Consider the following 21,488-nt stretch of genomic DNA (forward strand, 5'->3'; position numbering starts at 1 on the left):
GGGCATCATGCCCTTCATTCACTGCCACCCAGGATTCAAGACGATGGATGACAACAAGCGCAAGGCGCTCACCTCGGCCCTCGGCCAGATCGAAAAGCAGTTTGGCAAGGGTGCCGTCATGCGCCTGGGCGATCGCACCGACGACGCCATCGATACCGTCTCCACCGGCTCGCTGGGCCTGGATATCGCGCTGGGCGTCGGCGGCCTGCCGCGCGGCCGCGTGGTGGAAATCTACGGTCCGGAATCCTCCGGCAAGACCACGCTGACCCTGCAGGTCATCGCCAACTGCCAGAAGAACGGCGGCACCGCGGCCTTCGTGGACGCCGAGCACGCGCTCGATCCCACCTACGCCGCCAAGCTGGGCGTCAACGTGGACGACCTGCTGGTCTCGCAGCCGGACACCGGCGAACAGGCGCTGGAAATCGCCGACATGCTGGTGCGCTCGGGCGCCGTGGACGTGGTGGTGGTCGACTCGGTCGCCGCGCTCACGCCCAAGGCCGAAATCGAGGGCGAGATGGGCGACTCCCACGTCGGCCTGCATGCCCGCCTGATGAGCCAGGCGCTGCGCAAGCTCACCGCCAACATCAAGAAGTCCAACTGCCTGGTGATCTTCATCAACCAGATCCGCATGAAGATCGGCGTGATGTTCGGCAGCCCCGAAACCACCACCGGCGGCAACGCGCTGAAGTTCTATGCCTCGGTGCGCCTGGACATCCGTCGCATCGGCGCGGTGAAGAAGGGCGAGGAAGTCATCGGTTCGGAAACCCGCGTCAAGGTGGTCAAGAACAAGGTCGCGCCGCCGTTCCGCCAGGCCGAGTTCGAGATTCTCTACGGCGAGGGTTCCTCGCGCGAGGGCGAGATCATCGAGCTGGGCGTCGCGCAGAACCTGATCGACAAGTCCGGCGCGTGGTACAGCTACAAGGGCGACCGCATCGGCCAGGGCAAGGAAAACGTGCGCCAGTTCCTGCGCGACAACCCGGCCATCGCCAACGAGATCGACGCCGAGCTGCGCACCCGCCTGCTGGTCAGCAATGGCTCCTCGCCGCTGCCGGCGGTGGAAACGGAAGAGGCCTGATCGACGCATCGGAGGCGCCATGCCGGGACTGAAGGGAAGCTTCTTCATCGCGGTCCTGGCGGGCGCCACCGCCGTCATGGGGTGGGCGGCGTACCAACGCTTTGCCCATCCTCCGCTTCCGCGGGCCGTGCCGATGAAGCTGTTGGCCGACGGGGTCTGGGTTTCCGAACAGATCGGCCCGGCCCAGCTGCCTTTGTTGCAGCAGGACCGTTTCGCCGCCGTGGTGGACCTGCGTCCGGACGGCGAGGTGGCGGGACAGCCTTCCTCCAGCGACATGGCGGATGCCGCGGCCCGCGCAGGGCTCGCCTTCAGCTATGCCCCGGTGCCGCACGGCGTCATTCCCGACCAGGCGGTAAGCGCCTTGCAGAAGGCGCTGGCGTCCCAGCCCAGGCCGCTGCTGCTCTACTGCCGCAGCGGCCGCCGTGCCGCCCGCACCTGGGCGCTGGCCGAGGCGTCGCGAGCCGGCGGCCTCGATGCCGAAGCCATCAAGCGGGCCGTGCTTGCCGCTGGCCAGCCGGTGGATGACCTCGGCCCTGACATCCACGCCCGCATCGCGGCGCGTCCAACGCCAGGTTGAACCCGCCATGGATAGCTACACCACCCAAGCGCAGCAGGCATCCCGTGCATCGGGCTGGAAGGTGGCCCTCAAGGTCATCGTTGCCGCCGTGGGGCTGGTACTGGGTGCCATCCTCGGCTTGTTCGGCGCCCTTTGCTTCGGCCTGATCGATTTCCGTTGCTAGGCCATGGCGCGCGACCGCGACGACAAGACCGACAAACCCAGTGCCTACGACAAGGCCCTGGGCATGCTTGCGCGGCGCGAGCACTCCCGCCGCGAGCTGAAGCTCAAGCTTCGGCAGAAGGGCTATGAAGGCGAAGAGGCCGGCACGGCGCTCGATCGCCTGGGCGAGCAGCACTACCAGGACGATGACCGCTTCGCCGAGATGCTGGTGCGCAGCCGGGTTTCCCAAGGTTACGGCCCGATGCGGGTGCGCGCCGAGCTGAAGAGCCACGGCTTGTCGGACGCGAAGATCCGTGCCGTGCTTGACCAGGCCGAGGTGGACTGGGACGCCAGCGCCCTGGCCCAGCTCAGGCGGCGTTTTGGCACCGGATCGGCGCCAGATCGCGAAGAAAAGGCCCGCCGGGCGCAATTTCTCTTGCGTCGGGGCTTTCCCGCCGCCACAGTACGGAGTGTTACCCACGCCGACGTGGACGACGCAGCCGACGATGATGCCTGACCTCCCCGGTCGCTGGGGTGGGTAAGCGCCGTTTCGGCGCCGTTTCCCGGGCGTGACCTCTCCGCCAGGTCCTCCCCAGCCGCATGAAAACTGCCGAAATCCGCTCGACCTTCCTCGACTATTTCCGTTCGAAAGGGCACACCATCGTGCCGTCCAGCTCCCTGGTGCCGGCCAGCGATCCCACGCTGCTGTTCACCAACTCGGGCATGGTGCAGTTCAAGAACGTGTTCCTGGGCAGCGAGAAGCTGCCGTACGTGCGCGCGGCCGACGTGCAGCGCTGCCTGCGCGCTGGCGGCAAGCACAACGACCTGGATTCGGTGGGCTACACGGCCCGTCACCACACCTTCTTCGAGATGCTGGGCAACTGGTCGTTCGGCGACTACTTCAAGCGCGACGCCATCGCGTACGCGTGGGAGCTGCTCACCGACGTCCTCAAGCTGCCCAAGGACAAGCTGTGGGTCACCGTCTATCACACCGATGACGAGGCCTACGACCTCTGGAACAAGCAGGTGGGCGTGCCGGCCGAACGCATCGTGCGCATCGGCGACAACAAGGGCGCGCCGTTCGCTTCGGACAATTTCTGGCAGATGGCCGACACCGGCCCGTGCGGTCCGTGCACCGAGATCTTCTACGACCACGGCCCGGGCATCGCGGGCGGTCCGCCGGGTTCGCCGGAAGAGGACGGCGACCGTTACATCGAAATCTGGAACCTCGTGTTCATGCAGTTCGACCGCGCGCCTGACGGCACGCTGTCGCCGCTGCCCGCGCCGTGCGTGGATACCGGCATGGGCCTGGAGCGCCTGGCCGCCGTGCTGCAGCACGTGCACTCCAACTACGAGATCGACCTGTTCCAGCACCTGATCAAGGTCGCCTCGGAGCTCACGAGCACCGGCGATCTCGCCAACAAGTCGCTGCGCGTGATCGCCGATCACATCCGCGCCTGCTCGTTCCTCATCGTCGATGGCGTGCTGCCGTCCAATGAAGGCCGTGGCTATGTGCTCCGCCGCATCATCCGTCGCGCCTTGCGCCACGGCTGGATGCTCGGCGTGCGCGGCGACTTCTTCTGGAAGATGGTGCAGCCGCTGGTCGAGGAAATGGGCGAGGCCTATCCCGAGCTCGCCCAGAAGCAGGGCTTCGTCGAAGACGCGCTGCGCACCGAGGAGCGCCGCTTCGGCGAAACGCTGGAAAACGGCATGCGCCTGTTCGATGCCGTCGCCGCCAAGGCGAACGGCACGATTCCTGGCGCGGACGCGTTCCGCCTCTACGACACCTATGGCTTCCCGATCGACCTCACCGCCGACATCGCGCGCGAGCGTGGCCTCACGGTGGACATGGACGGCTTCGAGCAGTCCATGAAGGAACAGCAGGAGCGCAGCCGCGAAGGCGGCAAGTTCGAAGCCAAGGGCCAGATGCCGGCCGAGCTGGCCAGCCAGTTGTCGCCCACGGTCTTCCTCGGTTACGACGCGCTGACCAGCCAGGGCAGCAAGGTCGTCGGCATCGTGCGTGGCGGCAAGCAGTTCGATGCGCTGGAAGAGGGTGACGACGGCCTTGTCATTCTGGATCGCACGCCGTTCTACGCCGAATCCGGCGGACAGGTAGGCGATACCGGTACGCTGATGAACGCGTCGGGCACATTTGCCGTAGGCGATACGCTCAAGATGGGCGGCGTGTTTTTCGGACATGCCGGTCGCTGGAGCGGCAGGCAGGCCCTGCGCGTGGGCGACGCGATCGATGCGAATGTCGACGGCACGCGTCGCCAGGCCATCGTGCTCAACCATTCCGCGACGCACCTGCTGCACGCCGCGTTGCGCAAGGTGCTGGGCGAGCATGTCACGCAGAAGGGTTCGCTGGTCGCGCCGGAGCGACTGCGTTTCGACTTCTCGCATTTCAAGCCGATGAGCGCGGACGAACTGCGCGAGATCGAAACGCTGGTGAACGCCGAGGTGCGTCGCAACGACGCCGCCGAAGTGCATCACATGGGTTACAACGAAGCCATCGATTTCGGCGCCATGGCCTTGTTCGGCGAGAAGTACGGCGATGAAGTGCGCGTGCTGAAGATGGGCGATTTCTCCACCGAACTGTGCGGTGGCACCCACGTGGGCCGCACGGGCGACATCGGCCTGTTCAAGATCGTCGGCGAGGCCGGCGTGGCCTCCGGCGTGCGCCGTATCGAGGCTGTGACGGGTGCCGGCGCGCTGGCCTACGTGGCCGACGAGGAGCGCCGCCTGGGCGAGTTCGCCCAGCTGCTGTCGTCATCGGGTGACGATGCCGTGGAGAAACTGCGCCAGCTCTTCGACAAGCAGAAGAAGCTGGAGCGCGAACTGGAGTCGTTGCGTTCCAAGGCGGCGGGTTCGGCGACGGCCGACCTTGCTTCCACGGCGCGGGACATCGACGGCATCAAGGTCATCGCCGCGCGCCTGGAAGGCCTGGACGCCAAGGCCTTGCGCGACAGCATGGACCAGCTCAAGCAGCAGCTGTCCGACGGCGTGATCCTCCTCGCAGGCGCCGCCGACGGGCGCGTGTCGCTGGTGGCCGGCGTGAGCGGCAAGGCGCTTGGCCGCATCAAGGCCGGCGACGTCGTGTCCCACGTGGCCAGCCAGATCGACGGCAAGGGTGGCGGTCGCCCGGACATGGCCCAGGGCGGTGGCAACGACAGCGCTGACTTGCCACGCATCCTGAACGGTCTGGCCGGCTGGATTGGCGAACGGCTGACTTCCTGAAGCGGGGCTATCGCTCAGACTCCGTTCCCGTTTACGCATTGCGCAGCCCGCGGACGCTCGGCTAGTATCAAACACAGTCGACACCGCTGGTTGCGACGGTGTCGGCCGACATGGCATCACAGGGGATGCCGAGTCTGTGAACCGGGAAGGCGGTAGGGCCTTCGGCGGTACGATCGTCGAACTGTCCAGACGGTGAAAGCTCAGGGGTGAGGCGGAGCCGTCTGTTGGCCTATGACCAAAGTATTCATGGAGTGGCAAACATGTTGATTCTGACCCGCAGGGTCGGTGAAACCTTGATGATCGGTGACGAGGTGACCGTTACCGTTCTGGGCGTGAAGGGCAACCAGGTGCGCATTGGCATCAATGCCCCCAAGAACGTCGCGGTGCATCGTGAAGAGATCTATCAGCGGATCAAGAACGAGCACGAGCCGGATGCTTCCGGCGAAACTGGCGAACACTGACAGGCGATAAAAGCTTTACCTAGAGCGCGCCGGTTAGTATCCTTACCGGCTCCGCAGTGATGCGGACAAAATTCGGAGAGATGCCCGAGAGGCCGAAGGGGCTCCCCTGCTAAGGGAGTATAGGGTCAAAAGCCTTATCGAGGGTTCGAATCCCTCTCTCTCCGCCAGATACGCAAAAAGCCCCTCGCGGGCTTTTTGCGTATCTGGCGGAGAGAGGTGTGGACTAAGCCTCCGTTCGACCCATTTGCAGGGAACAAATCTGGACAACCGAAGGCTGGCCCCGGAGCGCGCAAGCGCGGAGGGGTGAAGCCCATGGATGGGCCAAACAATCCCTCGCGTCACGCAGCCGAGTCGTTCAACCAAGCCCCGAACGGGGCGTGTTTTGCATATGGCGGAGAAGCGATCTTGCACGCCGCCATGTTGTCCAGAACAGCCGCATGCCGCGATGATGGCGATGCGATTCTGCCGTGCGGAGGCGACATGACATCTGCTGGACCTCTGGGCGATCATCCCCAGCGCGACTATGCGCGCAAGCTGCGGCAGTTCAACGCATTCGCCGGTCCCGACCTGCACTCGCTCATGACCGCGGCGGGATTGAGGCCCGGCATGGCAGTGCTCGATGCCGGCTGCGGCACGGGCGAAACGCTGGGGCGGCTGGCGAATATCGTCGGGCCCGACGGCATGGCCGTCGGCGTGGACCTTTCCGCGCCGCACATCGCAGCCACCGCATCGCAGCGCACTCCTCGTGGCCTGGTGCAGGCGGATCTCACGCGCCTGCCATTGCATGCGGGCAGCTTCGATTTCATCTGGTGCGCGAATACCATCAACCATCTGCGCGACGCCGTCGATGCCCTTCGCGGCATGTCCGCCTTGCTGCGCCCGGGTGGGCGCATCGCCCTGGGGCAGAGTTCGTTCCTTCCCGACATGTACTTCGCGTGGGATCTGCGGCTGGAGCGCCTGGTGAACGAGGCCGTGCGGCAGTACTACCGCGATCGTTATGGCTTGGACGAGCGCGATCTCACCGCCGTGCGCGCGCTCGTCGGGCTCATGCGCGAGGCGGGCCTCGGAAACGTCCAGCCACGGACGATCGCGATCGAGCGCGTTTCGCCGGTCGATGCGGCCACGGAGGCCTACCTGCAGGAAGCGATCTTCCGCCAGACCTGGGGCGAGCGCTTGCGGCCCTATCTGGCCGACGAGGACTACGCGCAGCTCGAACGGTTATGCGACCCGCGGCATCCGGCGTACGCGCTGCGTCGCCCTGACTTCCATTTCATCCACACCTTCACGCTGGTGACCGGATCGCCCTAGCACCGCGGCGGGTTCCGCTCAGGACAGGGCCAGGCCGCGCAGTTCGGCGCCTTCGGGCGTGATGCTCAACACCGAGCCGTGCTCGTACCAGTCGCCCAGCACGATGCGTTCGGCCGGATAGCCGTCCAAATCGAAACGGTGGATGGCGGGTCGATGGGTGTGGCCATGGATCAGTCGCGTCACGCCCGCGTTGCGCATGGTGCCGGCGACGGCATCGGCATTGACGTCCATGATGGTTTCCATGGTGCTGCCGGTGTGCGCGCGGCTGTCCTCGCGCGCCTTCGCGGCGAACGCGCGTCGCGCCTCCAGCGGCATGGCAAGGATCTGTGCCATCCATTCGGGAGTGCGCACCTGCTTGCGCACGGCCTGGTAGGCGAGGTCGTCGGTGCATAGCACGTCACCATGCATCAGCAGGGTGGGGCGGCCGTAAAGGTCGTGCACGGCGCCATCATCGAGCAGGGTGAAGCCCGCGCGTCCGGCGAACTCCTTGCCGAGCAGGAAGTCGCGGTTGCCGACCATGAAATACACCGGCACGCCGGCGTCGCGCAGCGCCCTGGTGGCCAGTGCGATCCGCCCCGGCAGTTCGGCGTCATCGTCATCGCCGATCCATGCTTCGACGAGGTCGCCGAGGATGTAGAGCGCATCGGCCGATCGCACTTCGTCGCTGGCGAGGAACTTCTCGAACAGCTGGGTGATCCGCGGACGGCTGTCGTCCAGGTGCAGGTCGGCGATGAACAGCGTGGCCACGGCGGCTCAGCCCTTGGACTTGGGCTTGTCGGTGGATTTGGCCGGCGCCGGCGCGGTCTTTTCCGCAGCGGGTTTCGCCGCGGCCGGCTTCGACTCGGCGCCGGGCAGGTCCTCGCCGACGACGTTGGCGCTGTCGATCACGACCAGCGGGTTGGGCACGTCGGTGGCGAACGGCCCGAGGCCGCGCGTGGGCAGGGCGGCGATCTTGTCGACCACGTCCATGCCTTTGACGACCTTGCCAAACACCGTGTAGCCCCAGGTCAGCCCGCTCTGGTTGCCGACGAAATCCAGGCGGCGGTTGTCGACGAGGTTGAAGAAGAACTGCGCCGTGCCCGAGTTGGGGTCTGCCGCGCGCGCCACGGCGACGGTGCCGCGCAGGTTGGACAGGCCGTTGTCCGCCTCGCTCGCGATGGCCGAACGCGTGCGCTTGGCCTGCAGGTCGCGGGTATACAGGCCGCCTTGCACCAGATAGCCCTGGATGGCCCGGTGAAACACGGTGCCGCTGTAGAAGCCGTCGCGCACGTACTGCAGGAAGTTGGCGACGCTCTTGGGCGACTTGTCGGGATAAAGCTCGATGGTGATGTCGCCCTGCGAGGTATGCAGCACCACTTCCGGATGCGCTTGCGCGACGGGCGTCGGCGCCGGCTTGGCAGCCTGGGCCTGGAGCATGAGCGGCGACATCAGCAGGGCGGCGGTGAGCAGGATTCGGGACATGGCGGGCTGGGCGACGTGTGGCATCGGGACATGATACGCGGCGATGGGACGTAGTGGGCCCGGCGAGGCCCGGGGCGGTCAGGCTTAGTACGGATGGACTTCCAGCAGCAGGCCAAGCTCGTTCATCGGGACCTGCTCCTGCTCCAGGTCGGCTTCGCTGAGCGGGTGCTGTTCCAGCCACGACGAGGGCACCAGCAGGCGCATCCGGTGGCTGGTGGCGCCCAACTGCATCCGCGGCAGCGATTCGGCGCGACGCGCGCGGCGGAACAGCACGGCAAGGCGCAGCAGGGCGGTGATGTAGCGTGCGAGCTGGCGATAGCGCTGCGGCAGGGCCGAGAAGCTGGCCTTGTCCGGTTTGCGACGGTGCGCCTCCACGATGGCGGCGAGCAGTTGCTGCTCCTGCCGGGAGAAGCCCGCCAGGTCGGCGTGGCGCAGGATGTAGGCACCGTGGTGATGGTGCTGGCTGTGCGCGATGGCCAGGCCGATCTCGTGCACGCGCGAGGCCCATGACAGCCATTCGCGCGCTTCGCCGTCGAGCTTCCACGAGCGGGCGATCTGGTCGAAGAACATCAGCGCCGTCGATTCCACGCGACGTGCCTGGGCGCGATCCACGCCATAACGGTTGGCGAGCGCATCGATGCTCGAGGTACGCGGATCGGTACCGCCGGCGCGGCCGATCAGGTCCCACAGCAGGCCTTCGCGCATCGAGCTTTCGCATACGCGCATGCGCTCGATGCCCAGTGCCTCGAACGCGGCTTCGAAGATCACCACGCCGCCGGCGATCACCGGCGCGCGGTCCTCGGCGAGGCCGGGCAACTTTAGCGCGCTGATCTGCCCCTGGCCCAGCAGGGCGTCACGCAGCGCGGCGATGGATGCCGGCGTAATGCCGTCGTCGGAGAACTTCATCGCCTGCACCACCGAGCCGATGGCCTTGGCGGTGCCGGAGGAGCCATACGCCTCGACCCAACCGGACTCGCGGTAGTCTTCGGCGAACTGCTGCAACAGCACGCCGATTTCGTTGTTGGCGCGCTGCCAGCGCTTGCGATTGAGCTTGCCGCCGGGGAAGAAGCGCAGCGTGGACGCAATGCAGCCTGCCTGCACGCTCTCCGTGTGCATCGGCGCGAAGCCGCGGCCGATGATGAATTCGGTACTGCCGCCGCCCACGTCGATCACCAGCCGGCTCTCGCGGGAGGCCGGCAGGTCGTGCGAAGCGCCGAGGAAGATCAGGCGGCCTTCCTCGCGGCCCGAGACGATTTCCACCGGATGGCCCAGCGCGGTCTCGGCCGACGTGAGGAACGACTGCGGCGACGCCAGGCGACGGACGGAGTTGGTGGCGACGGCGCGCACCCGGATCGAGGGCACCCCTGCGATGCGTTGGCCGAACCGGGCAAGGCAGTTGAGTGCGCGGGCGCGATGTTCCGCATCCAGCGTGCCATCGGCACGCAAGCCGGCGGCCATGCGCACCGTCTCGCGCAGGCGATCGATCACGCGGGGTTCGCCGTGTTCCACCCGGGCCACCACCATGTGGTAGCTGTTGGATCCCATGTCCACGGCGGCGATCAGTTCGCCGTCCTTGATCGGGGTCTGATCGCCTTGGCTCATGCGGGACTCACGTCGGGCTGCAAGGGATGGATTCTCTCACGCTGGCAGGCTGTCGCGAAGCCGCAGCGACTCACGCCGTGGCGGGCACCAGCCTGTCCAGCAGCCATTGCTGGGCGCTGTGCGGTGGCGCGTCGCCGGCCTGGGCCCGCGTGTAGCGCCCCTTGCCGTCCAGCAGCCAGGCGTCGAGGTTGTCGGCAAGATAATTCGCCAGCGTCTCCTCGTACACACGCTTGGCCAGCGTGGGATCGAGGATGGGGAAGGCGACTTCGATGCGGCGCATCAGGTTGCGTTCCATCCAGTCCGCGCTGGCGCAGTAAAGCTCCGGCGCGCCGTCGTTGGCGAACCAGTACACGCGGCTGTGCTCGAGGAAGCGGCCCACGATGGAGCGCACGCGGATGCGCTCCGACACGCCCGGCAGGCCAGGGCGCAGCGTGCAGGCGCCGCGCACGATCAGGTCGATCTCCACGCCCGCCTGCGACGCGCGATAGAGCGCCTGGATCACGTGTGCCTCGTTCAGCGCATTGAGCTTGGCGACGATGCGCGCGGGTTTGCCGGCCAGTGCATGGTTGGTCTCGCGCTCGATCTTTTCCAGCACATTGCGGTAAAGCGTGAACGGCGAATGCAGCAGGTGGTGCAGCTCGATCACCGGCCCCAGGCCCGAGAGCTGCTGGAACACCTTGTGCAGGTCCTCGCCGATGCCCGGATGCGCGGTCATCAGGCCGATGTCGGTATAGGTGCGGCTGTTGGCCTGGTGGTAGTTGCCGGTGGACAGGTGCACGTAGCGGCGCAGGCTGTCGTCCTCGCGGCGCACGATCAGCAGCATCTTGGCGTGCGTCTTGAAGCCCACGACGCCGTACACCACTTGCACGCCGGCCTCCTGCAGGCGCGTGGCGAGGCGGATGTTGGCCTCTTCGTCGAAGCGCGCGCGCAGCTCGATCACCACGGTGACGTCTTTGCCATTGCGCGCCGCCTCCACCAGCAGGTCCACCAGCGGCGTGTCGACGCCGGCGCGGTAGAGCGTCTGCTTGATCGCGAGCACGGCGGGGTCCTGTGCGGCCTGGCGCAGCAGGTCCACCACGGCGGCGAAGGATTCGTAGGGATGGTGCAGCAGCACGTCGCGCTGGCGCAGTACTTCGAACTTGCAGCGGCTATCGTTGAATACCGCGGGCAGCTGCGGGATGAACCGCGGGAACTTCAGTTCCGGGCGATCCAGGCCGTCGTAGATGGTGCCGGCGCGGATGATGTTGACCGGGCCGTCGCAGCGATAGACGTCCGTTTCCTCCAGCTCGAAATTGGCGATGAGCATGGAGACGATCGATTTCGGGCAGTCGTTGCCGATCTCCAGTCGCACCGGGCGCGCATAACCGCGGCCCAGCAATTCTTCGCTCAGCGCGCGGGCGAGGTTGTCGACTTCAGCTTCTTCCACCATCAGTTCGCTGTTGCGGGTGACGCGGAACTGGTAGGCCCCGGCGACCTTGAAGCCCGGGAACATCAGGTCGACGAAGCCCTGCAGCAGCTCCGCCAGGAAGATGTAGTGCACGCCGCCGTCGCACACTTCGTCGGGCAGGCGGATGATGCGCGGCAGCGAACGCGGCGCGCGGACCAGCGCCATGTGCCCTTCGCGACCGAACGCGTCGCGGCCCTTGAGCACGACGGCGATGTTGAGCGTCTTGTTGAGGATGCGCGGGAACGGATGCGCCGGGTCCAGTCCCAGCGGCGACAGCACCGGCATCACTTCGTTCTCGAAGTAGCCCTGCAGCCAGCGTTTCTGGCGCTCGGTCCAGTGCGAGCGGGTGAGGAAATGGATGCCCTCGGCGTCCAGCGCGGGCCGTAGCTCCTCCTGCCAGGTGGTGTATTGCTGGGTCACCAGGTCGAGCACGCGCTTGCGGATGCGCGCGAGCAGATCGCCGGAGGAAAGCCCATCCGGTCCCGGCGCCGCAGAACCGAACATGTGGTGGTGCTTGAGCATCGCCACGCGCACCTCGAAGAACTCGTCGAGGTTGTTGGCGACGATGCTCAGGAAGCGCAGCCGCTCCAGCAGCGGGATGCGCGTGTCACGCGCCTGGGCCAGCACGCGGAAATTGAATTCGAGCGCCGCCAGTTCGCGGCTGAGGTAGAACTCAGGGGCAGCACGGTCGGCAACAGGCGAAGGAGTGGCGGGTTTGCGGCGCATCCTGCCATTCTGGCCGATGCGACGATTTGTTACATGGCGCAGTGCCGCGGACTGTGACGGCCGTTCAGGTAGCGTCGCTGGCCGCCGTCAATCCGGGTCGCCACTACCCGGCGTCAGCAGCCTTTCGGTGCTGAACCAGCACGAGAACGTGGAGCCCTGGCCAGGCTCGCTCTGGATGTCCAGGCGCGCCTGATGCAGGTTCAGCACGTGCTTGACGATGGACAGGCCAAGGCCGGTGCCGCCGCTGTCGCGCGAACGGCTTGACGACACGCGATAGAAGCGTTCGGTGAGGCGCGCCAGGTGCGTCGCGGGAATGCCGTAGCCGGTGTCGGTCACCGAATAGACCGCGCCTTCCGGCGTGCGACGCCAGCGCACCGTGATGCGCCCGCCGGTCGGCGTGTAGCGCACGGCGTTGCTCACCAGGTTGGAGAACGCGCTGTGCAGGTCCTTCACCGAACCGAGCAGGTCGGCCTCGGCGGTGGATTCCACCGTGATCTGGTGGCGGCCCTGGCTCAATGCCTCGGCTTCCTTGCGGATGGTGGCCAGCAGCGGGGTCATCTGCACGCGCTCGTCCTGCACGTGATCCTGGGTTTCCAGGCGCGAGAGGGTGAGCAGGTCTTCGACGATCTGCCCCATGCGCTTGGATTGCGCGCGCATTTCGCTGAGCACCGGCGCGAGCTCCGGCACGTCTTCCGGATCGATCAGTTCGAGATAGCCATGGATCACCGTAAGCGGCGTGCGCAGTTCGTGCGATACGTTGGCCACGAAGTCGCGACGGATCTGTTCCAGCCGCGTGAGATGGCTGATGTCGCGCGCAAGCAGCAGGCGCTGGCGACGGCCGAACGGCAGCAGCGTGACGTTGATATGGCGATTGGGATGGCCCGGCGCCGCCACGTCGTTGAGCGGTTCGCGCGCGCCTTCCTTCAACCAGCCGGCGAGCTCGGTCGTGCTGAGGCGTTCGTCCAGATGCGCGCCGCGATCCTGCGGGCGTCGCAGGCCCAGCAGGTCTTCGGCGGCGTGATTGAACCATCGGACGTGCTGCTCGGTGTCGAGCAGGACGACCGCATCCGGCAGGCTGCCGGCGGCGCTGCGCAAGTCGCGCAGACTGGAGGCGATGCGGCGGGAACGCGTCATGAAACGGTCATGCTGAAGGGAATTCACCGTGGAACTTTGCGTCATCATGTGCTGCGCTTGATGACGGATTTGGGTCAGAAGCAAGACGATTTCCGCGATGGCAACCAGTGCCACGCCAGTGGCGACATGGCCTCCCGCGAACCAGCCCGCGACGCCACCCACCAGCCATCCGGCCACGAGAATGGCCGGCAGCTTCCACGAGCGGTCGAAGAGGTCAGGCATGGGCGGTCAGTCATCGATGCCGGGCTGGCGGTGCGCCAGCATCGGCAAAAGCCTGCGTGCCCGCAATAGCGCCGTCAGGCGCGGGCGCTCAGGGGCTGGCGGAGAAACGGTAACCCGCGCCACGAACGGTCTGCACCATGTCGTCGAGCTTCCATGGTTCCAGCGTCTTGCGCAGGCGGCGGATGTGTACGTCCACGGTGCGCTCTTCCACGTACACGCTGCCGCCCCAGACGTGGTCGAGCAGCTGTGCGCGCGAATAGACACGCTCGGGATGCGTCATGAAGAAATAGAGCAGGCGATATTCGGTCGGCCCGATGGTGACCGCGTCGTCGCCGGCGAACACGCGATGCGCGGGGCCGTCGATGCGCAGGCCGCCGAGTTCGACCATGCCCGAGCCATCATCGCCCTGGCTGCGGCGCAGCACGGCCTTGATGCGTGCGACCAGTTCGCGCGTGGAGAAGGGCTTGACGACGTAGTCGTCCACGCCGGCTTCCAGGCCATTGACGCGGTCCATCTCCTCGCCGCGGGCGGTGAGCATGATGATCGGCACTTCGCGGCTCAGTTCTTCCTTGCGCAGGCGGCGGGCCAATTCCAGGCCGCTGGTGCCCGGAAGCATCCAGTCGAGCAGGATGAGGTCCGGCACCTGTTCGGCGATGGCGAGCTGGGCGGCACGGGCGTCGGCGGCGTGGATGGCGTCCATGCCCGCCTTGCGGAGGGCGAAGGCGACCATGTCGCGGATCGAGGCTTCGTCTTCGACGATCAGGATGCGTTTGTGCACGCGTGGGGTCCGCTTGGGGGCCTATGACGCAATTATTGCAACGGGGAAATGTTACGCCGCGATGACATTTCACGCTGCCGCAACGTGACGGCAGCGTCACGGCGTCGCGAAATGGCTCAGCGGCGCGATTCGTTGGCGCTGAAACAGACGCGCCCCTGGCACGCCGAGCCGTTTTGCAGGGGCTGCTGGCTGCGACCGTCGGGGTTGTCGTCGGTCTGCACCCTGCGCTTGCGCAGTTCCATCACCAGCGGGGTGAGGTCGTTGATGCGGGCCTGGATGCGTGCGCGGGCGTAGTAGTCGAGATCCGGTCGCTTCAGCAGGCGCTTGAGCTGTTCCATGGCATCAAACGGACGGCCGGACAGATACGACGCATCGGCATAGGCCTCGCCGGCCCGCACCGTGTCGCCAGCCTTGTCGCTGGCCCGTGCATAGGTGCGGTAAAGCTCGGGTTCGTCGTTGTTGTCGAGCATCGGCATCAGCATGGTGGCCGCCTGGCGGCCGTCGTCCTGGTTGCCGCCTTCGATGAGGGCCTTCGCGTAGCCCAATGCAATGGCGCGGTTGCGCGGCGATTGCTGGTTGAGTTCCGCATAGAGGCTGAGGGCTTCGGCGCGATGCCCGGCCTGCAGTTTGGCGTCGGCCATGGCCAGGCGCAGCACCTGGTTGCCCGGATGGGCCGTCAGCAGCGGCTGCAATTCTTCGGCGGCCTTGCTGCCGTTGTTGCTGCGTATCAGCGCGAGCGCGTAACCGTAGCGGTTGGACGGGATGTCGAAGCTGCGGTCGTTCTTCAGGCTGGAGGCGTAGTACGACGTCATCTGGCCCGGGTCGTTGGAAAGCACGCGGACGCGCTCGCGCATCAGCAGGAAGTTGTCCACGCCGTCCGTGTCGCGGTTGATCAGCGACGTGGGGTCCTTCACGAAGGCGATCGGCGCCGTGCTCTTTTCCCATTGCGTCTTGTCCAGCGTGGAGCCGCTGGGACGCTGCTTCTGGCGGGCCGCCAACGTGCCGGCGCGCGCCTTGGCGTCGCTGATGCGGTCCATCGTGACCGGATGGTCCTGCAGCAGTGCCGGGGTATCGCCCAGGTCGCCGCCGGTGCCCACGCGCAGCGTGTCTTCCATGCGACCGAAGAACGAGGCCATGGCGTTCGGATCGTAACCGGCATTGGCGAGCGTCTGGATGCCCGCGCGATCGGCTTCGATTTCATCCTTGCGGGTGAAGTTGATCTGGCGTTGCATCAGCAGGCCCTGTCCGCCCATCAGGATGGCGCCGGCCGCGTCGCCCGCACCGGCGCCCGCGCCCGCGGCGATGGCGCCCAGCAGCACCAGCGCCATCAGCGGGGTGTCCTTCTTCGACGCCTCGAAGGCGCGTTGCAGGTGGTTCTGCGTGATGTGGCCGATTTCGTGGGCGATCACGCCGGCCAGCTCGCTCTCGTTGTTGGTCAGAACGATCAGGCCGGAATTCACCGCGATATAGCCGCCGGGGGCGGCGAACGCGTTGATGATGTTTTCCTTGGCGATGAAGAACTGGAAATGGTCCTTGGGTTTTTCGCTGCCCGAGACCAGGCGATAGCCGAGGTCGTTGATGTAGTCGTCGAGCAGGGCATCGTCCAGCACCATGTCCAGCGCGCGCATCTGGCGCAGCATGGAGGCGCCGTAATTCTGGGCTTCCTGCGGGGAAATGAGCGCGTTGGCCGAGCTGCCGAGGTCGGGCAGGCGCACGTCGCGATCCTGCGCCTGGGCACTGAGCGTCAGGCCCGCGCAAACCAGGGCCGCCAGCAGGCGCGAAAGTGAAAGGCGGTTCATGGGCGTCCTGCCCCGGAAAACAGTGTCGACATGCGGTTTGCTGTCCTTGGATCGACCATGCGCCAGGACGGTCTGGGGCACGGACGGCAACGGGGTCCTGGGGCGTGGGAGGCGGGGCGTGGTGCCATTCGCATAGGTCAGCGACAATACCATTGTGAGACACCCGCTGAAGGCGTCAGTTCAGCGTCCGTTGGCTTGTTTGGCAGGGTGGCCAGCCCCATCTTCAAACAATCGTATTAATTTCCGGTTTCGGAGTTTGTCGTGCCCAAGATCGAGGTCTATTCCACCGCGGTGTGTCCTTACTGCGTGTCCGCCAAGAACCTGCTCAAGTCCAAGGGATTGGAATGGACGGAGGTGCGTGTCGACACCGACCCGGCCCAGCGCGAGGCGATGCTCGCGCGCAGCGGCGGCCGTCGCACGGTGCCGCAGATCTTCATCAACGGTCACCACGTGGGTGGCTTCGACGACCTTGCCGCCGCCGACCGCAACGGCAAGCTGGCCCAGCTGCTGGAGACCATCGCATGAGCAAGCCCGCCGACGAGCAGGCCGGCAAGGACCGCGTGGCGGAGTTCACCGCGTTCCGCCAGCGCATGAACGAGCGCATCCTGTCCGAAGACAACCAGGTGGTGCGTCGCTTCTTCGCGCTCGACACCCAGACCTACAAGCCCGGCGCCCTGGACGTGAAGACCAAGGAACTGCTGGGCCTGGTGGCTTCGATGGTGCTGCGCTGCGATGACTGCATCAGCTACCACGTGGCCCAGTGCAAGGAAGCCGGCGTCACGCGCGAGGAATTCTTCGAGACCTTCAGCGTGGGCCTGGTGGTGGGCGGCTCGATCGTGATTCCGCACCTGCGCCGCGCCGTGGACTTCCTCGACCAGCTCGAGTCCGGCGCCGCCGCCACGGCCGACTGCGCCAGCCACGGCTGAGCGCCGGGAAAGCGAGGCGGCTGGCTCCTTGCCGCTTCGTTGACGCGTGCGAGTTTATTCAATGCTGCATGCGAGGATTTGCAACGGCTCCCACGGGCGTCGCTCTGGCCGCACGCAGGCGCATCGGGGATAATTGAAGGGTTTCATGGCCCTGATCTCCCCGCTTCGGGGCTGCACGATTCATATCCCAAGGAGTGTCCCCATGAGCAAGACCATTGCCGTGATTCCGGGCGACGGCATCGGCCCCGAGATCATGAAAGCCACGCTGCGCGTTCTCGACGCCCTGGACTGCGGTCTGTCCTACGAGTTCGTCGATGCCGGCATGGTCGCGCTGGAAAAGAGCGGTGATCTCCTGCCGCAGCCGACGCTCGACGCCATCGCCAAGCACAAGGTCGCCCTGAAGGGCCCGCTGACCACGCCGGTGGGCGGTGGCTTCACCTCGATCAACGTGACGCTGCGCCGCCACTTCGACCTGTACGCCAACGTGCGTCCGGCGATCAGCTTCCCGGGCACCAAGTCGCGCTTCGAGAACATCGACATCATCACGGTGCGCGAGAACACCGAAGGCGCGTACCTGTCCGAGGGCCAGTCGGTGTCCGAGGACGGCGAAACCGCGATCTCGATGGTGCGCAACACCCGCAAGGGCTCCAGCCGCATCGTGCGCTACGCCTTCGAGCTGGCCGTGAAGAAGGGCCGCAAGAAGGTCACGGCCGTGCACAAGGCCAACATCATCAAGACCGCCTCGGGCCTGTTCCTCAACGTGGCGCGCGAGATCGCCAAGGAATACCCGCAGATCGAGTTCAACGAGATGATCGTTGACAACGCCTGCATGCAGCTTGTGATGAAGCCAGAACAGTTCGACGTGATCGTCACGACTAACCTGTTTGGCGACATCCTGTCCGACCTGTGCGCCGGCCTCGTCGGCGGCCTGGGCCTGGCTCCGGGCGACAACATCGGCACCGAAGCGGCCATCTTCGAGGCCGTGCACGGCTCCGCGCCGGACATCGCCGGCAAGGGCATCGCCAATCCGTGCGCGCTGCTGCTGGCGGCGGCCGACATGCTCGATCACCTCGGCATGGTCGACAAGGGCGACAAGGTGCGCAACGCCATCCGCGACGTGATGACCAACGACCGCGACAGCGTGACGCCGGACATCGGCGGCAAGGGCAGCACCGATACCTTCGGCGACGCCATCGTCAAGCGCGTGCGCGCCTGATCCTCGGTTCCGCGCAATGGAAAAAGCCCCTCGTTCGAGGGGCTTTTTTTTGTGCCTCAGGCGGCCTGCTTCACCGGCGACTTGTAGCTTCCGGCCGGCGTCTGGAACGCGACGTTGATGCGATTCCAGGTGTTGATGAGGCCGACGAGCAGCGTAAGGTTGACCAGCTCCTCTTCGCTGAAGGCAGCACGTGCCAGCTCGTACACGTCGTCGGAAACACCGTGCTCACCGAGCCGTGTCACGGCTTCGCCCCAGGCCAGCGCCGCACGCTCCCGGTCGCTGTACAGGGATCCCGCTTCACGCCAGCCCGATACCAGGTAGAGGCGCTGCTCGATTTCGCCGGCAGCGCGCGCATCCTTGCTGTGCATGTCGAGGCAGTAGGCGCAACCGTTGATCTGCGATACCCGCAGCAGCATCAGCTCGACCATCGGCCGCTCGAGGCCGGCCTGGTGGTGTACCGCCTCGCCGAAATCGAGCAACGGCTTGATGGTCTGGAAATGCTTCATCACCGAAAGACGCTTGGACATGGGGGACTCCTTGAACGCGGCCACCACGGCCGCTCATGACAAGGACGTACCGGCCTGCGGATTCGTGACAGCCGCCAGGCGAGCGAGTTTTTCGGGGTTGCGCAGCGAGTGGATGCTGGTGATGCGTTCGCCGTCGGTCTCGATCCACGCCACCGTCGCCAGCTTGGCGTCCACCCAGGTCAACAGGGCAGGGGCGCCATTGATCCACTGCAGGCGATGCACGATCGGCAGGTCGCGATAGCGCTGCGCGATGATCGAGTACAGCCGCACCACGCGATCGCCGCCATGCAGCGGGCGGAGCGTGGCCCTGACCTTGCCGCCGCCATCGGCGAGATGGACCGCGTCCGCCGCGAACAACGCCTGTAGCGCGGGCACGTTCGCCTGCTCTAGTGCGTCGCGGAACTTCTCCAGCAATCGTCGTTGCACCTCCGGCGCATGCGTGAAACGGGGGCGGCCTTCGCGCAGCCGCTGCCGTGCGCGATGCACGCGCTGGCGGCAGGCGTCCTCGGCGATCTGCAGCATCCGGGCCGCCTCGGCATGGCTGTAGTCAAAGACCTGCACGAGCAGGAAGGCGGCGCGTTCCTCCGGGCTGAGACGTTCGAGCAAGGCGATGAAAGAGAGGGAAAGGCTTTCCACGCGCTCCAGCGCCGCTTCGGGCTGTTCGGTGTCTTCCACCAAGGGCTCGGGCAGCCAGGGGCCGGTGTAGTGCTCACGCTCGGTCTTGGCGCGGCGCAGGCGGTCCAGCGCGATGCGCGTGGTGACCGTCACCAGCCAGGCCTCGGCGTCATCGAGCGCGTCGGTTTCCTGCTGATGCCAGCGCAGCCAGGCATCGTGCAGGACGTCTTCGGCGTCGGCCTGCGTGCCGAGCATGCGATAGGCCAGCCCCAGAAGGCGGGGCCGGTGTTGCTGGAAAAGAGCGGTGGCGCGGTCCATGGACGGTTCCTCGGGAGACTCCACTCAAGGACGCGCGAGACCGGCGGTTCGTGACCGGTCAGTGCACCAGCGGCCAGGGCGCCAGGAAGATCAGCCAGATCAGCAGCAGCATGCCGATGTACTTGGCAACGCGGAACAGCTTCGGGTGCCTCTTCTTGAAGGCACGATTGCGCTCGCGGCCGCGCTGGTTGAGCGCGAACATGCGGTTCACGAAGCCGGTTTTCTCTTCCGGCGACTCGGTGTTGGGCGACGCGGTGATCTTGCCCATGAAGGCGCCGACGCGATGGTTGATCGCGTTCATGAAGCGTGTGCGCAGCGGGCGCTCCACGTCCGCGAACAGGATCACGCGGGTCTGGTCGGTGCGGTTCTCGGCCCAGTGCACGTAGGTTTCGTCGAACACCACGTCCTTGCCGTCGCCCCAGCTGTGGATCTCGCCGTCGACGAAGATGCGGCAATCCTCCGAGTTGGGTGTGATCAGGCCGAGGTGGTAGCGCAACGACCCGGCGAACGGATCGCGATGCGGATTGAGCTTGCTGCCCGGCGGCAACAACGCAAACATCGCCGCCTTCACGCTGGGGATGGCGTTGAGCAGCTCCACCGTCTTCGGGCACAGCGCCTCGGCGGACGACAGCGGTTCGCCGTACCACTTGAGGTAGAAACGCTTCCAGCCTTGCTTGAAGAAGCTGTTGAAGCTGGCGTCGTTGTGTTTCTCGGCGGCGCGGATGTAGCCCTCGTCGAACAGGTGCAGCGCTTCCTCGCGGATGGCCTGCCAGTTCGCCTGCAGCAGATCGAGTTGCGGGAAGCCGCGACGGTCGAGGATGGGCGTGGCCGGCACCGCCGAGAACGCATACATCAGCAGGTTGTACGGCGCGAACACCGCCGAGTGATCGACCAGCTGGCGATCGAAGCGCAGCTTGGCGCGACCGCGCAGGTGCACCAGCAGCACGCAGAACACGAACACCAGCAACAGGAGCAGCAGAACGAGGCGCGGGGCGAGGATCATGGACGAGGACGCAGCGAGAGGTCGAAGTGGCTAGTGTAACTCCTGGCCCGTCACGGGCCCGGCGCTACGGTTCAGGCAGGAAGTCAGTGCCCAAGGACATGCACCGGCCCGCCGCCCGGGCGGTAGCTGCGTGCCAGCGCGCGATGGACGTAGGCCACTGCGCGTCGCACGGACGAGCGCGGCGCGTGTCCCTTGGCCAGTTCCGCGGCGATGGCGGAGGCCAGCGTGCAGCCCGTGCCATGGCCTTCGACGGCCAGCCGCGGATGGCGCAGCTCCATGACGCCCTTGGCGTCGTAGAAGCGATCCACCACCTCGCGTTCGTTGGAGTGGCCGCCCTTGAGCAATACGGCTGTCGCGCCGAGTTCGAGCAACGATTGCCCTGCCTTGTCGTAATCCCCGGGGCCGCGCAGCTTGCGTCCGAGCAGGGCCTCGGCCTCGGGCAGGTTGGGCGTGAGGATGTCCGCGAGCGGAATCAATTCCTCCACCATGGCCTCCACCGCGTCCTCATCGAGCAGGCGCGCACCGCTGGTGGAGATCATCACCGGATCGACCACCAGCCAGGCCGGCTTGCGCGTGCTCATCTCCTTCGCCACCAGGCGCGTGACCGACGCGCTGCCCAGCATGCCGGTCTTCACCGCGCCAATGGGGAAATCATCGAACACCGCGTCGAGCTGGCTGCGGATGTGCTTGAGCGGCACGGTATGCACCGCGGTGACGCCGCGGGTGTTCTGCGAGGTGACCGCCGCGATCACGGACAGCCCGTGCACCTCGCGCGCATGGAACGTCTTCAGGTCGGCCTGGATACCCGCGCCACCGCCGGAATCGGAGCCGGCGATGGTGAGGGCGAGTGGGAGGGGGCGGAGAGGGCATGGTTGAGTAGGTCGGTTGCAATGCCGACCATTATCGCCCTGGATG

The 21,488-nt window shown here is 66.3% G+C and carries 21 protein-coding genes and 1 tRNA gene; 11 read left to right on the top strand and 11 right to left on the bottom strand.

Annotation, left to right across the window (positions count from 1 at the left end):
- The first annotated feature begins 43 nt into the window (after nucleotides 1–43).
- From recA to JMF82_RS12375, 8 genes are all read left to right on the top strand, one after another.
- On the top strand, nucleotides 44–1,075 hold the full coding sequence (gene recA / locus JMF82_RS12340) for a recombinase RecA (protein ID WP_201314864.1): 1,032 nt from the start codon (nucleotides 44–46) through the stop codon (nucleotides 1,073–1,075).
- Nucleotides 1,076–1,094: 19 nt separating this feature from the next.
- The gene (locus tag JMF82_RS12345; protein ID WP_201314865.1) at nucleotides 1,095–1,652 is read left to right on the top strand and encodes a sulfur transferase domain-containing protein; all 558 of its coding nucleotides are present in this window, start codon (nucleotides 1,095–1,097) and stop codon (nucleotides 1,650–1,652) included.
- 7 nt (nucleotides 1,653–1,659) lie between these two features.
- A complete protein-coding gene (locus JMF82_RS12350) occupies nucleotides 1,660–1,815 on the top strand; it encodes a hypothetical protein (RefSeq protein WP_201314866.1) in 156 nt (51 codons plus the stop codon).
- A gap of 3 nt (nucleotides 1,816–1,818) precedes the next feature.
- Nucleotides 1,819–2,310 (top strand): regulatory protein RecX, encoded by a 492-nt coding sequence (locus JMF82_RS12355; protein ID WP_201314867.1) that lies wholly within the window; start codon nucleotides 1,819–1,821, stop codon nucleotides 2,308–2,310.
- An 83-nt stretch (nucleotides 2,311–2,393) separates the two neighbouring features.
- Nucleotides 2,394–5,030, top strand: a complete 2,637-nt coding sequence (gene alaS / locus JMF82_RS12360) for an alanine--tRNA ligase (RefSeq protein ID WP_201314868.1) — start codon at nucleotides 2,394–2,396, stop codon at nucleotides 5,028–5,030.
- Between the two features lie 260 nt (nucleotides 5,031–5,290).
- Nucleotides 5,291–5,491 carry a carbon storage regulator CsrA gene (gene csrA / locus JMF82_RS12365; protein WP_038616369.1) on the top strand — a complete coding sequence of 67 codons (201 nt, stop codon included), beginning with the start codon at nucleotides 5,291–5,293 and terminating at the stop codon, nucleotides 5,489–5,491.
- Between the two features lie 74 nt (nucleotides 5,492–5,565).
- Nucleotides 5,566–5,658 (top strand) — tRNA-Ser (locus tag JMF82_RS12370).
- 313 nt (nucleotides 5,659–5,971) lie between these two features.
- Nucleotides 5,972–6,799, top strand: a complete 828-nt coding sequence (locus tag JMF82_RS12375) for a class I SAM-dependent methyltransferase (RefSeq protein WP_201314869.1) — start codon at nucleotides 5,972–5,974, stop codon at nucleotides 6,797–6,799.
- An 18-nt stretch (nucleotides 6,800–6,817) separates the two neighbouring features.
- On the opposite strand, the gene JMF82_RS12380 is transcribed toward JMF82_RS12375, so the two are convergent.
- From JMF82_RS12380 to JMF82_RS12410, 7 genes are all read right to left on the bottom strand, one after another.
- Nucleotides 6,818–7,546 (bottom strand): UDP-2,3-diacylglucosamine diphosphatase, encoded by a 729-nt coding sequence (locus tag JMF82_RS12380; RefSeq protein ID WP_201314870.1) that lies wholly within the window; start codon nucleotides 7,544–7,546, stop codon nucleotides 6,818–6,820.
- A gap of 6 nt (nucleotides 7,547–7,552) precedes the next feature.
- Nucleotides 7,553–8,260, bottom strand: a complete 708-nt coding sequence (locus JMF82_RS12385) for a peptidylprolyl isomerase (protein WP_201314871.1) — start codon at nucleotides 8,258–8,260, stop codon at nucleotides 7,553–7,555.
- An 84-nt stretch (nucleotides 8,261–8,344) separates the two neighbouring features.
- On the bottom strand, nucleotides 8,345–9,862 hold the full coding sequence (locus tag JMF82_RS12390; protein WP_201314872.1) for a Ppx/GppA phosphatase family protein: 1,518 nt from the start codon (nucleotides 9,860–9,862) through the stop codon (nucleotides 8,345–8,347).
- Between the two features lie 70 nt (nucleotides 9,863–9,932).
- The gene (ppk1, locus tag JMF82_RS12395) at nucleotides 9,933–12,035 is read right to left on the bottom strand and encodes a polyphosphate kinase 1 (RefSeq protein WP_201314873.1); all 2,103 of its coding nucleotides are present in this window, start codon (nucleotides 12,033–12,035) and stop codon (nucleotides 9,933–9,935) included.
- Between the two features lie 87 nt (nucleotides 12,036–12,122).
- Nucleotides 12,123–13,391 (bottom strand): phosphate regulon sensor histidine kinase PhoR, encoded by a 1,269-nt coding sequence (gene phoR / locus JMF82_RS12400; protein WP_201314874.1) that lies wholly within the window; start codon nucleotides 13,389–13,391, stop codon nucleotides 12,123–12,125.
- An 88-nt stretch (nucleotides 13,392–13,479) separates the two neighbouring features.
- Nucleotides 13,480–14,169 carry a phosphate regulon transcriptional regulator PhoB gene (gene phoB / locus JMF82_RS12405; RefSeq protein ID WP_038616383.1) on the bottom strand — a complete coding sequence of 230 codons (690 nt, stop codon included), beginning with the start codon at nucleotides 14,167–14,169 and terminating at the stop codon, nucleotides 13,480–13,482.
- Nucleotides 14,170–14,285: 116 nt separating this feature from the next.
- Nucleotides 14,286–15,968, bottom strand: a complete 1,683-nt coding sequence (locus tag JMF82_RS12410) for a M48 family metalloprotease (RefSeq protein WP_201314875.1) — start codon at nucleotides 15,966–15,968, stop codon at nucleotides 14,286–14,288.
- Nucleotides 15,969–16,229: 261 nt separating this feature from the next.
- Here JMF82_RS12410 and grxC point away from each other — a divergent pair, with 261 nt between their 5' ends.
- The 3 genes from grxC to JMF82_RS12425 all read left to right on the top strand — a co-directional run bounded on the left by grxC (nucleotide 16,230) and on the right by JMF82_RS12425 (nucleotide 18,110).
- The gene (gene grxC, locus JMF82_RS12415) at nucleotides 16,230–16,493 is read left to right on the top strand and encodes a glutaredoxin 3 (RefSeq protein ID WP_201314876.1); all 264 of its coding nucleotides are present in this window, start codon (nucleotides 16,230–16,232) and stop codon (nucleotides 16,491–16,493) included.
- Nucleotides 16,490–16,894, top strand: coding sequence for a carboxymuconolactone decarboxylase family protein (locus JMF82_RS12420; RefSeq protein ID WP_201314877.1), 405 nt, complete (start codon nucleotides 16,490–16,492; stop codon nucleotides 16,892–16,894). The genes grxC and JMF82_RS12420 overlap by 4 nt, the downstream gene beginning before the upstream one ends.
- 202 nt (nucleotides 16,895–17,096) lie before the next feature.
- The gene (locus JMF82_RS12425) at nucleotides 17,097–18,110 is read left to right on the top strand and encodes an isocitrate dehydrogenase (protein ID WP_201314878.1); all 1,014 of its coding nucleotides are present in this window, start codon (nucleotides 17,097–17,099) and stop codon (nucleotides 18,108–18,110) included.
- Between the two features lie 56 nt (nucleotides 18,111–18,166).
- Here JMF82_RS12425 and JMF82_RS12430 read toward each other — a convergent pair whose 3' ends face one another.
- The 4 genes from JMF82_RS12430 to thiD form a co-directional block, all read right to left on the bottom strand.
- Complete coding sequence (locus JMF82_RS12430) at nucleotides 18,167–18,637, bottom strand: carboxymuconolactone decarboxylase family protein (protein WP_201314879.1); 471 nt, start codon at nucleotides 18,635–18,637, stop codon at nucleotides 18,167–18,169.
- Between the two features lie 33 nt (nucleotides 18,638–18,670).
- On the bottom strand, nucleotides 18,671–19,570 hold the full coding sequence (gene sigJ, locus JMF82_RS12435; protein WP_201314880.1) for an RNA polymerase sigma factor SigJ: 900 nt from the start codon (nucleotides 19,568–19,570) through the stop codon (nucleotides 18,671–18,673).
- A 58-nt stretch (nucleotides 19,571–19,628) separates the two neighbouring features.
- Nucleotides 19,629–20,573, bottom strand: a complete 945-nt coding sequence (locus JMF82_RS12440; RefSeq protein ID WP_201314881.1) for an aspartyl/asparaginyl beta-hydroxylase domain-containing protein — start codon at nucleotides 20,571–20,573, stop codon at nucleotides 19,629–19,631.
- An 83-nt stretch (nucleotides 20,574–20,656) separates the two neighbouring features.
- Entirely contained in the window at nucleotides 20,657–21,409 is a 753-nt protein-coding gene (gene thiD, locus JMF82_RS12445; RefSeq protein WP_307837974.1) for a bifunctional hydroxymethylpyrimidine kinase/phosphomethylpyrimidine kinase, read from the bottom strand.
- Between the last annotated feature and the right edge of the window lie 79 nt (nucleotides 21,410–21,488).

It is taken from the genome of Dyella sp. EPa41 (genome assembly GCF_016586165.1).
In the GTDB taxonomy this organism is placed as follows: domain Bacteria; phylum Pseudomonadota; class Gammaproteobacteria; order Xanthomonadales; family Rhodanobacteraceae; genus Dyella.

Excerpts from the sequence above, each read along its gene's own strand:
- ppk1 (WP_201314873.1), bottom strand. The coding sequence starts at position 12,035 with ATGCGCCGCAAACCCGCCACTCCTTCGCCTGTTGCCGACCGTGCTGCC.
- JMF82_RS12420 (WP_201314877.1), top strand. The coding sequence starts at position 16,490 with ATGAGCAAGCCCGCCGACGAGCAGGCCGGCAAGGACCGCGTGGCGGAG.
- JMF82_RS12410 (WP_201314875.1), bottom strand. The coding sequence starts at position 15,968 with ATGAACCGCCTTTCACTTTCGCGCCTGCTGGCGGCCCTGGTTTGCGCG.
- sigJ (WP_201314880.1), bottom strand. The coding sequence starts at position 19,570 with ATGGACCGCGCCACCGCTCTTTTCCAGCAACACCGGCCCCGCCTTCTG.
- JMF82_RS12390 (WP_201314872.1), bottom strand. The coding sequence starts at position 9,862 with ATGAGCCAAGGCGATCAGACCCCGATCAAGGACGGCGAACTGATCGCC.
- recA (WP_201314864.1), top strand. The coding sequence starts at position 44 with ATGGATGACAACAAGCGCAAGGCGCTCACCTCGGCCCTCGGCCAGATC.
- JMF82_RS12355 (WP_201314867.1), top strand. The coding sequence starts at position 1,819 with ATGGCGCGCGACCGCGACGACAAGACCGACAAACCCAGTGCCTACGAC.
- phoR (WP_201314874.1), bottom strand. The coding sequence starts at position 13,391 with ATGCCTGACCTCTTCGACCGCTCGTGGAAGCTGCCGGCCATTCTCGTG.
- JMF82_RS12430 (WP_201314879.1), bottom strand. The coding sequence starts at position 18,637 with ATGTCCAAGCGTCTTTCGGTGATGAAGCATTTCCAGACCATCAAGCCG.
- JMF82_RS12345 (WP_201314865.1), top strand. The coding sequence starts at position 1,095 with ATGCCGGGACTGAAGGGAAGCTTCTTCATCGCGGTCCTGGCGGGCGCC.
- JMF82_RS12350 (WP_201314866.1), top strand. The coding sequence starts at position 1,660 with ATGGATAGCTACACCACCCAAGCGCAGCAGGCATCCCGTGCATCGGGC.
- csrA (WP_038616369.1), top strand. The coding sequence starts at position 5,291 with ATGTTGATTCTGACCCGCAGGGTCGGTGAAACCTTGATGATCGGTGAC.
- JMF82_RS12440 (WP_201314881.1), bottom strand. The coding sequence starts at position 20,573 with ATGATCCTCGCCCCGCGCCTCGTTCTGCTGCTCCTGTTGCTGGTGTTC.
- alaS (WP_201314868.1), top strand. The coding sequence starts at position 2,394 with ATGAAAACTGCCGAAATCCGCTCGACCTTCCTCGACTATTTCCGTTCG.
- JMF82_RS12425 (WP_201314878.1), top strand. The coding sequence starts at position 17,097 with ATGAGCAAGACCATTGCCGTGATTCCGGGCGACGGCATCGGCCCCGAG.
- JMF82_RS12375 (WP_201314869.1), top strand. The coding sequence starts at position 5,972 with ATGACATCTGCTGGACCTCTGGGCGATCATCCCCAGCGCGACTATGCG.
- JMF82_RS12385 (WP_201314871.1), bottom strand. The coding sequence starts at position 8,260 with ATGTCCCGAATCCTGCTCACCGCCGCCCTGCTGATGTCGCCGCTCATG.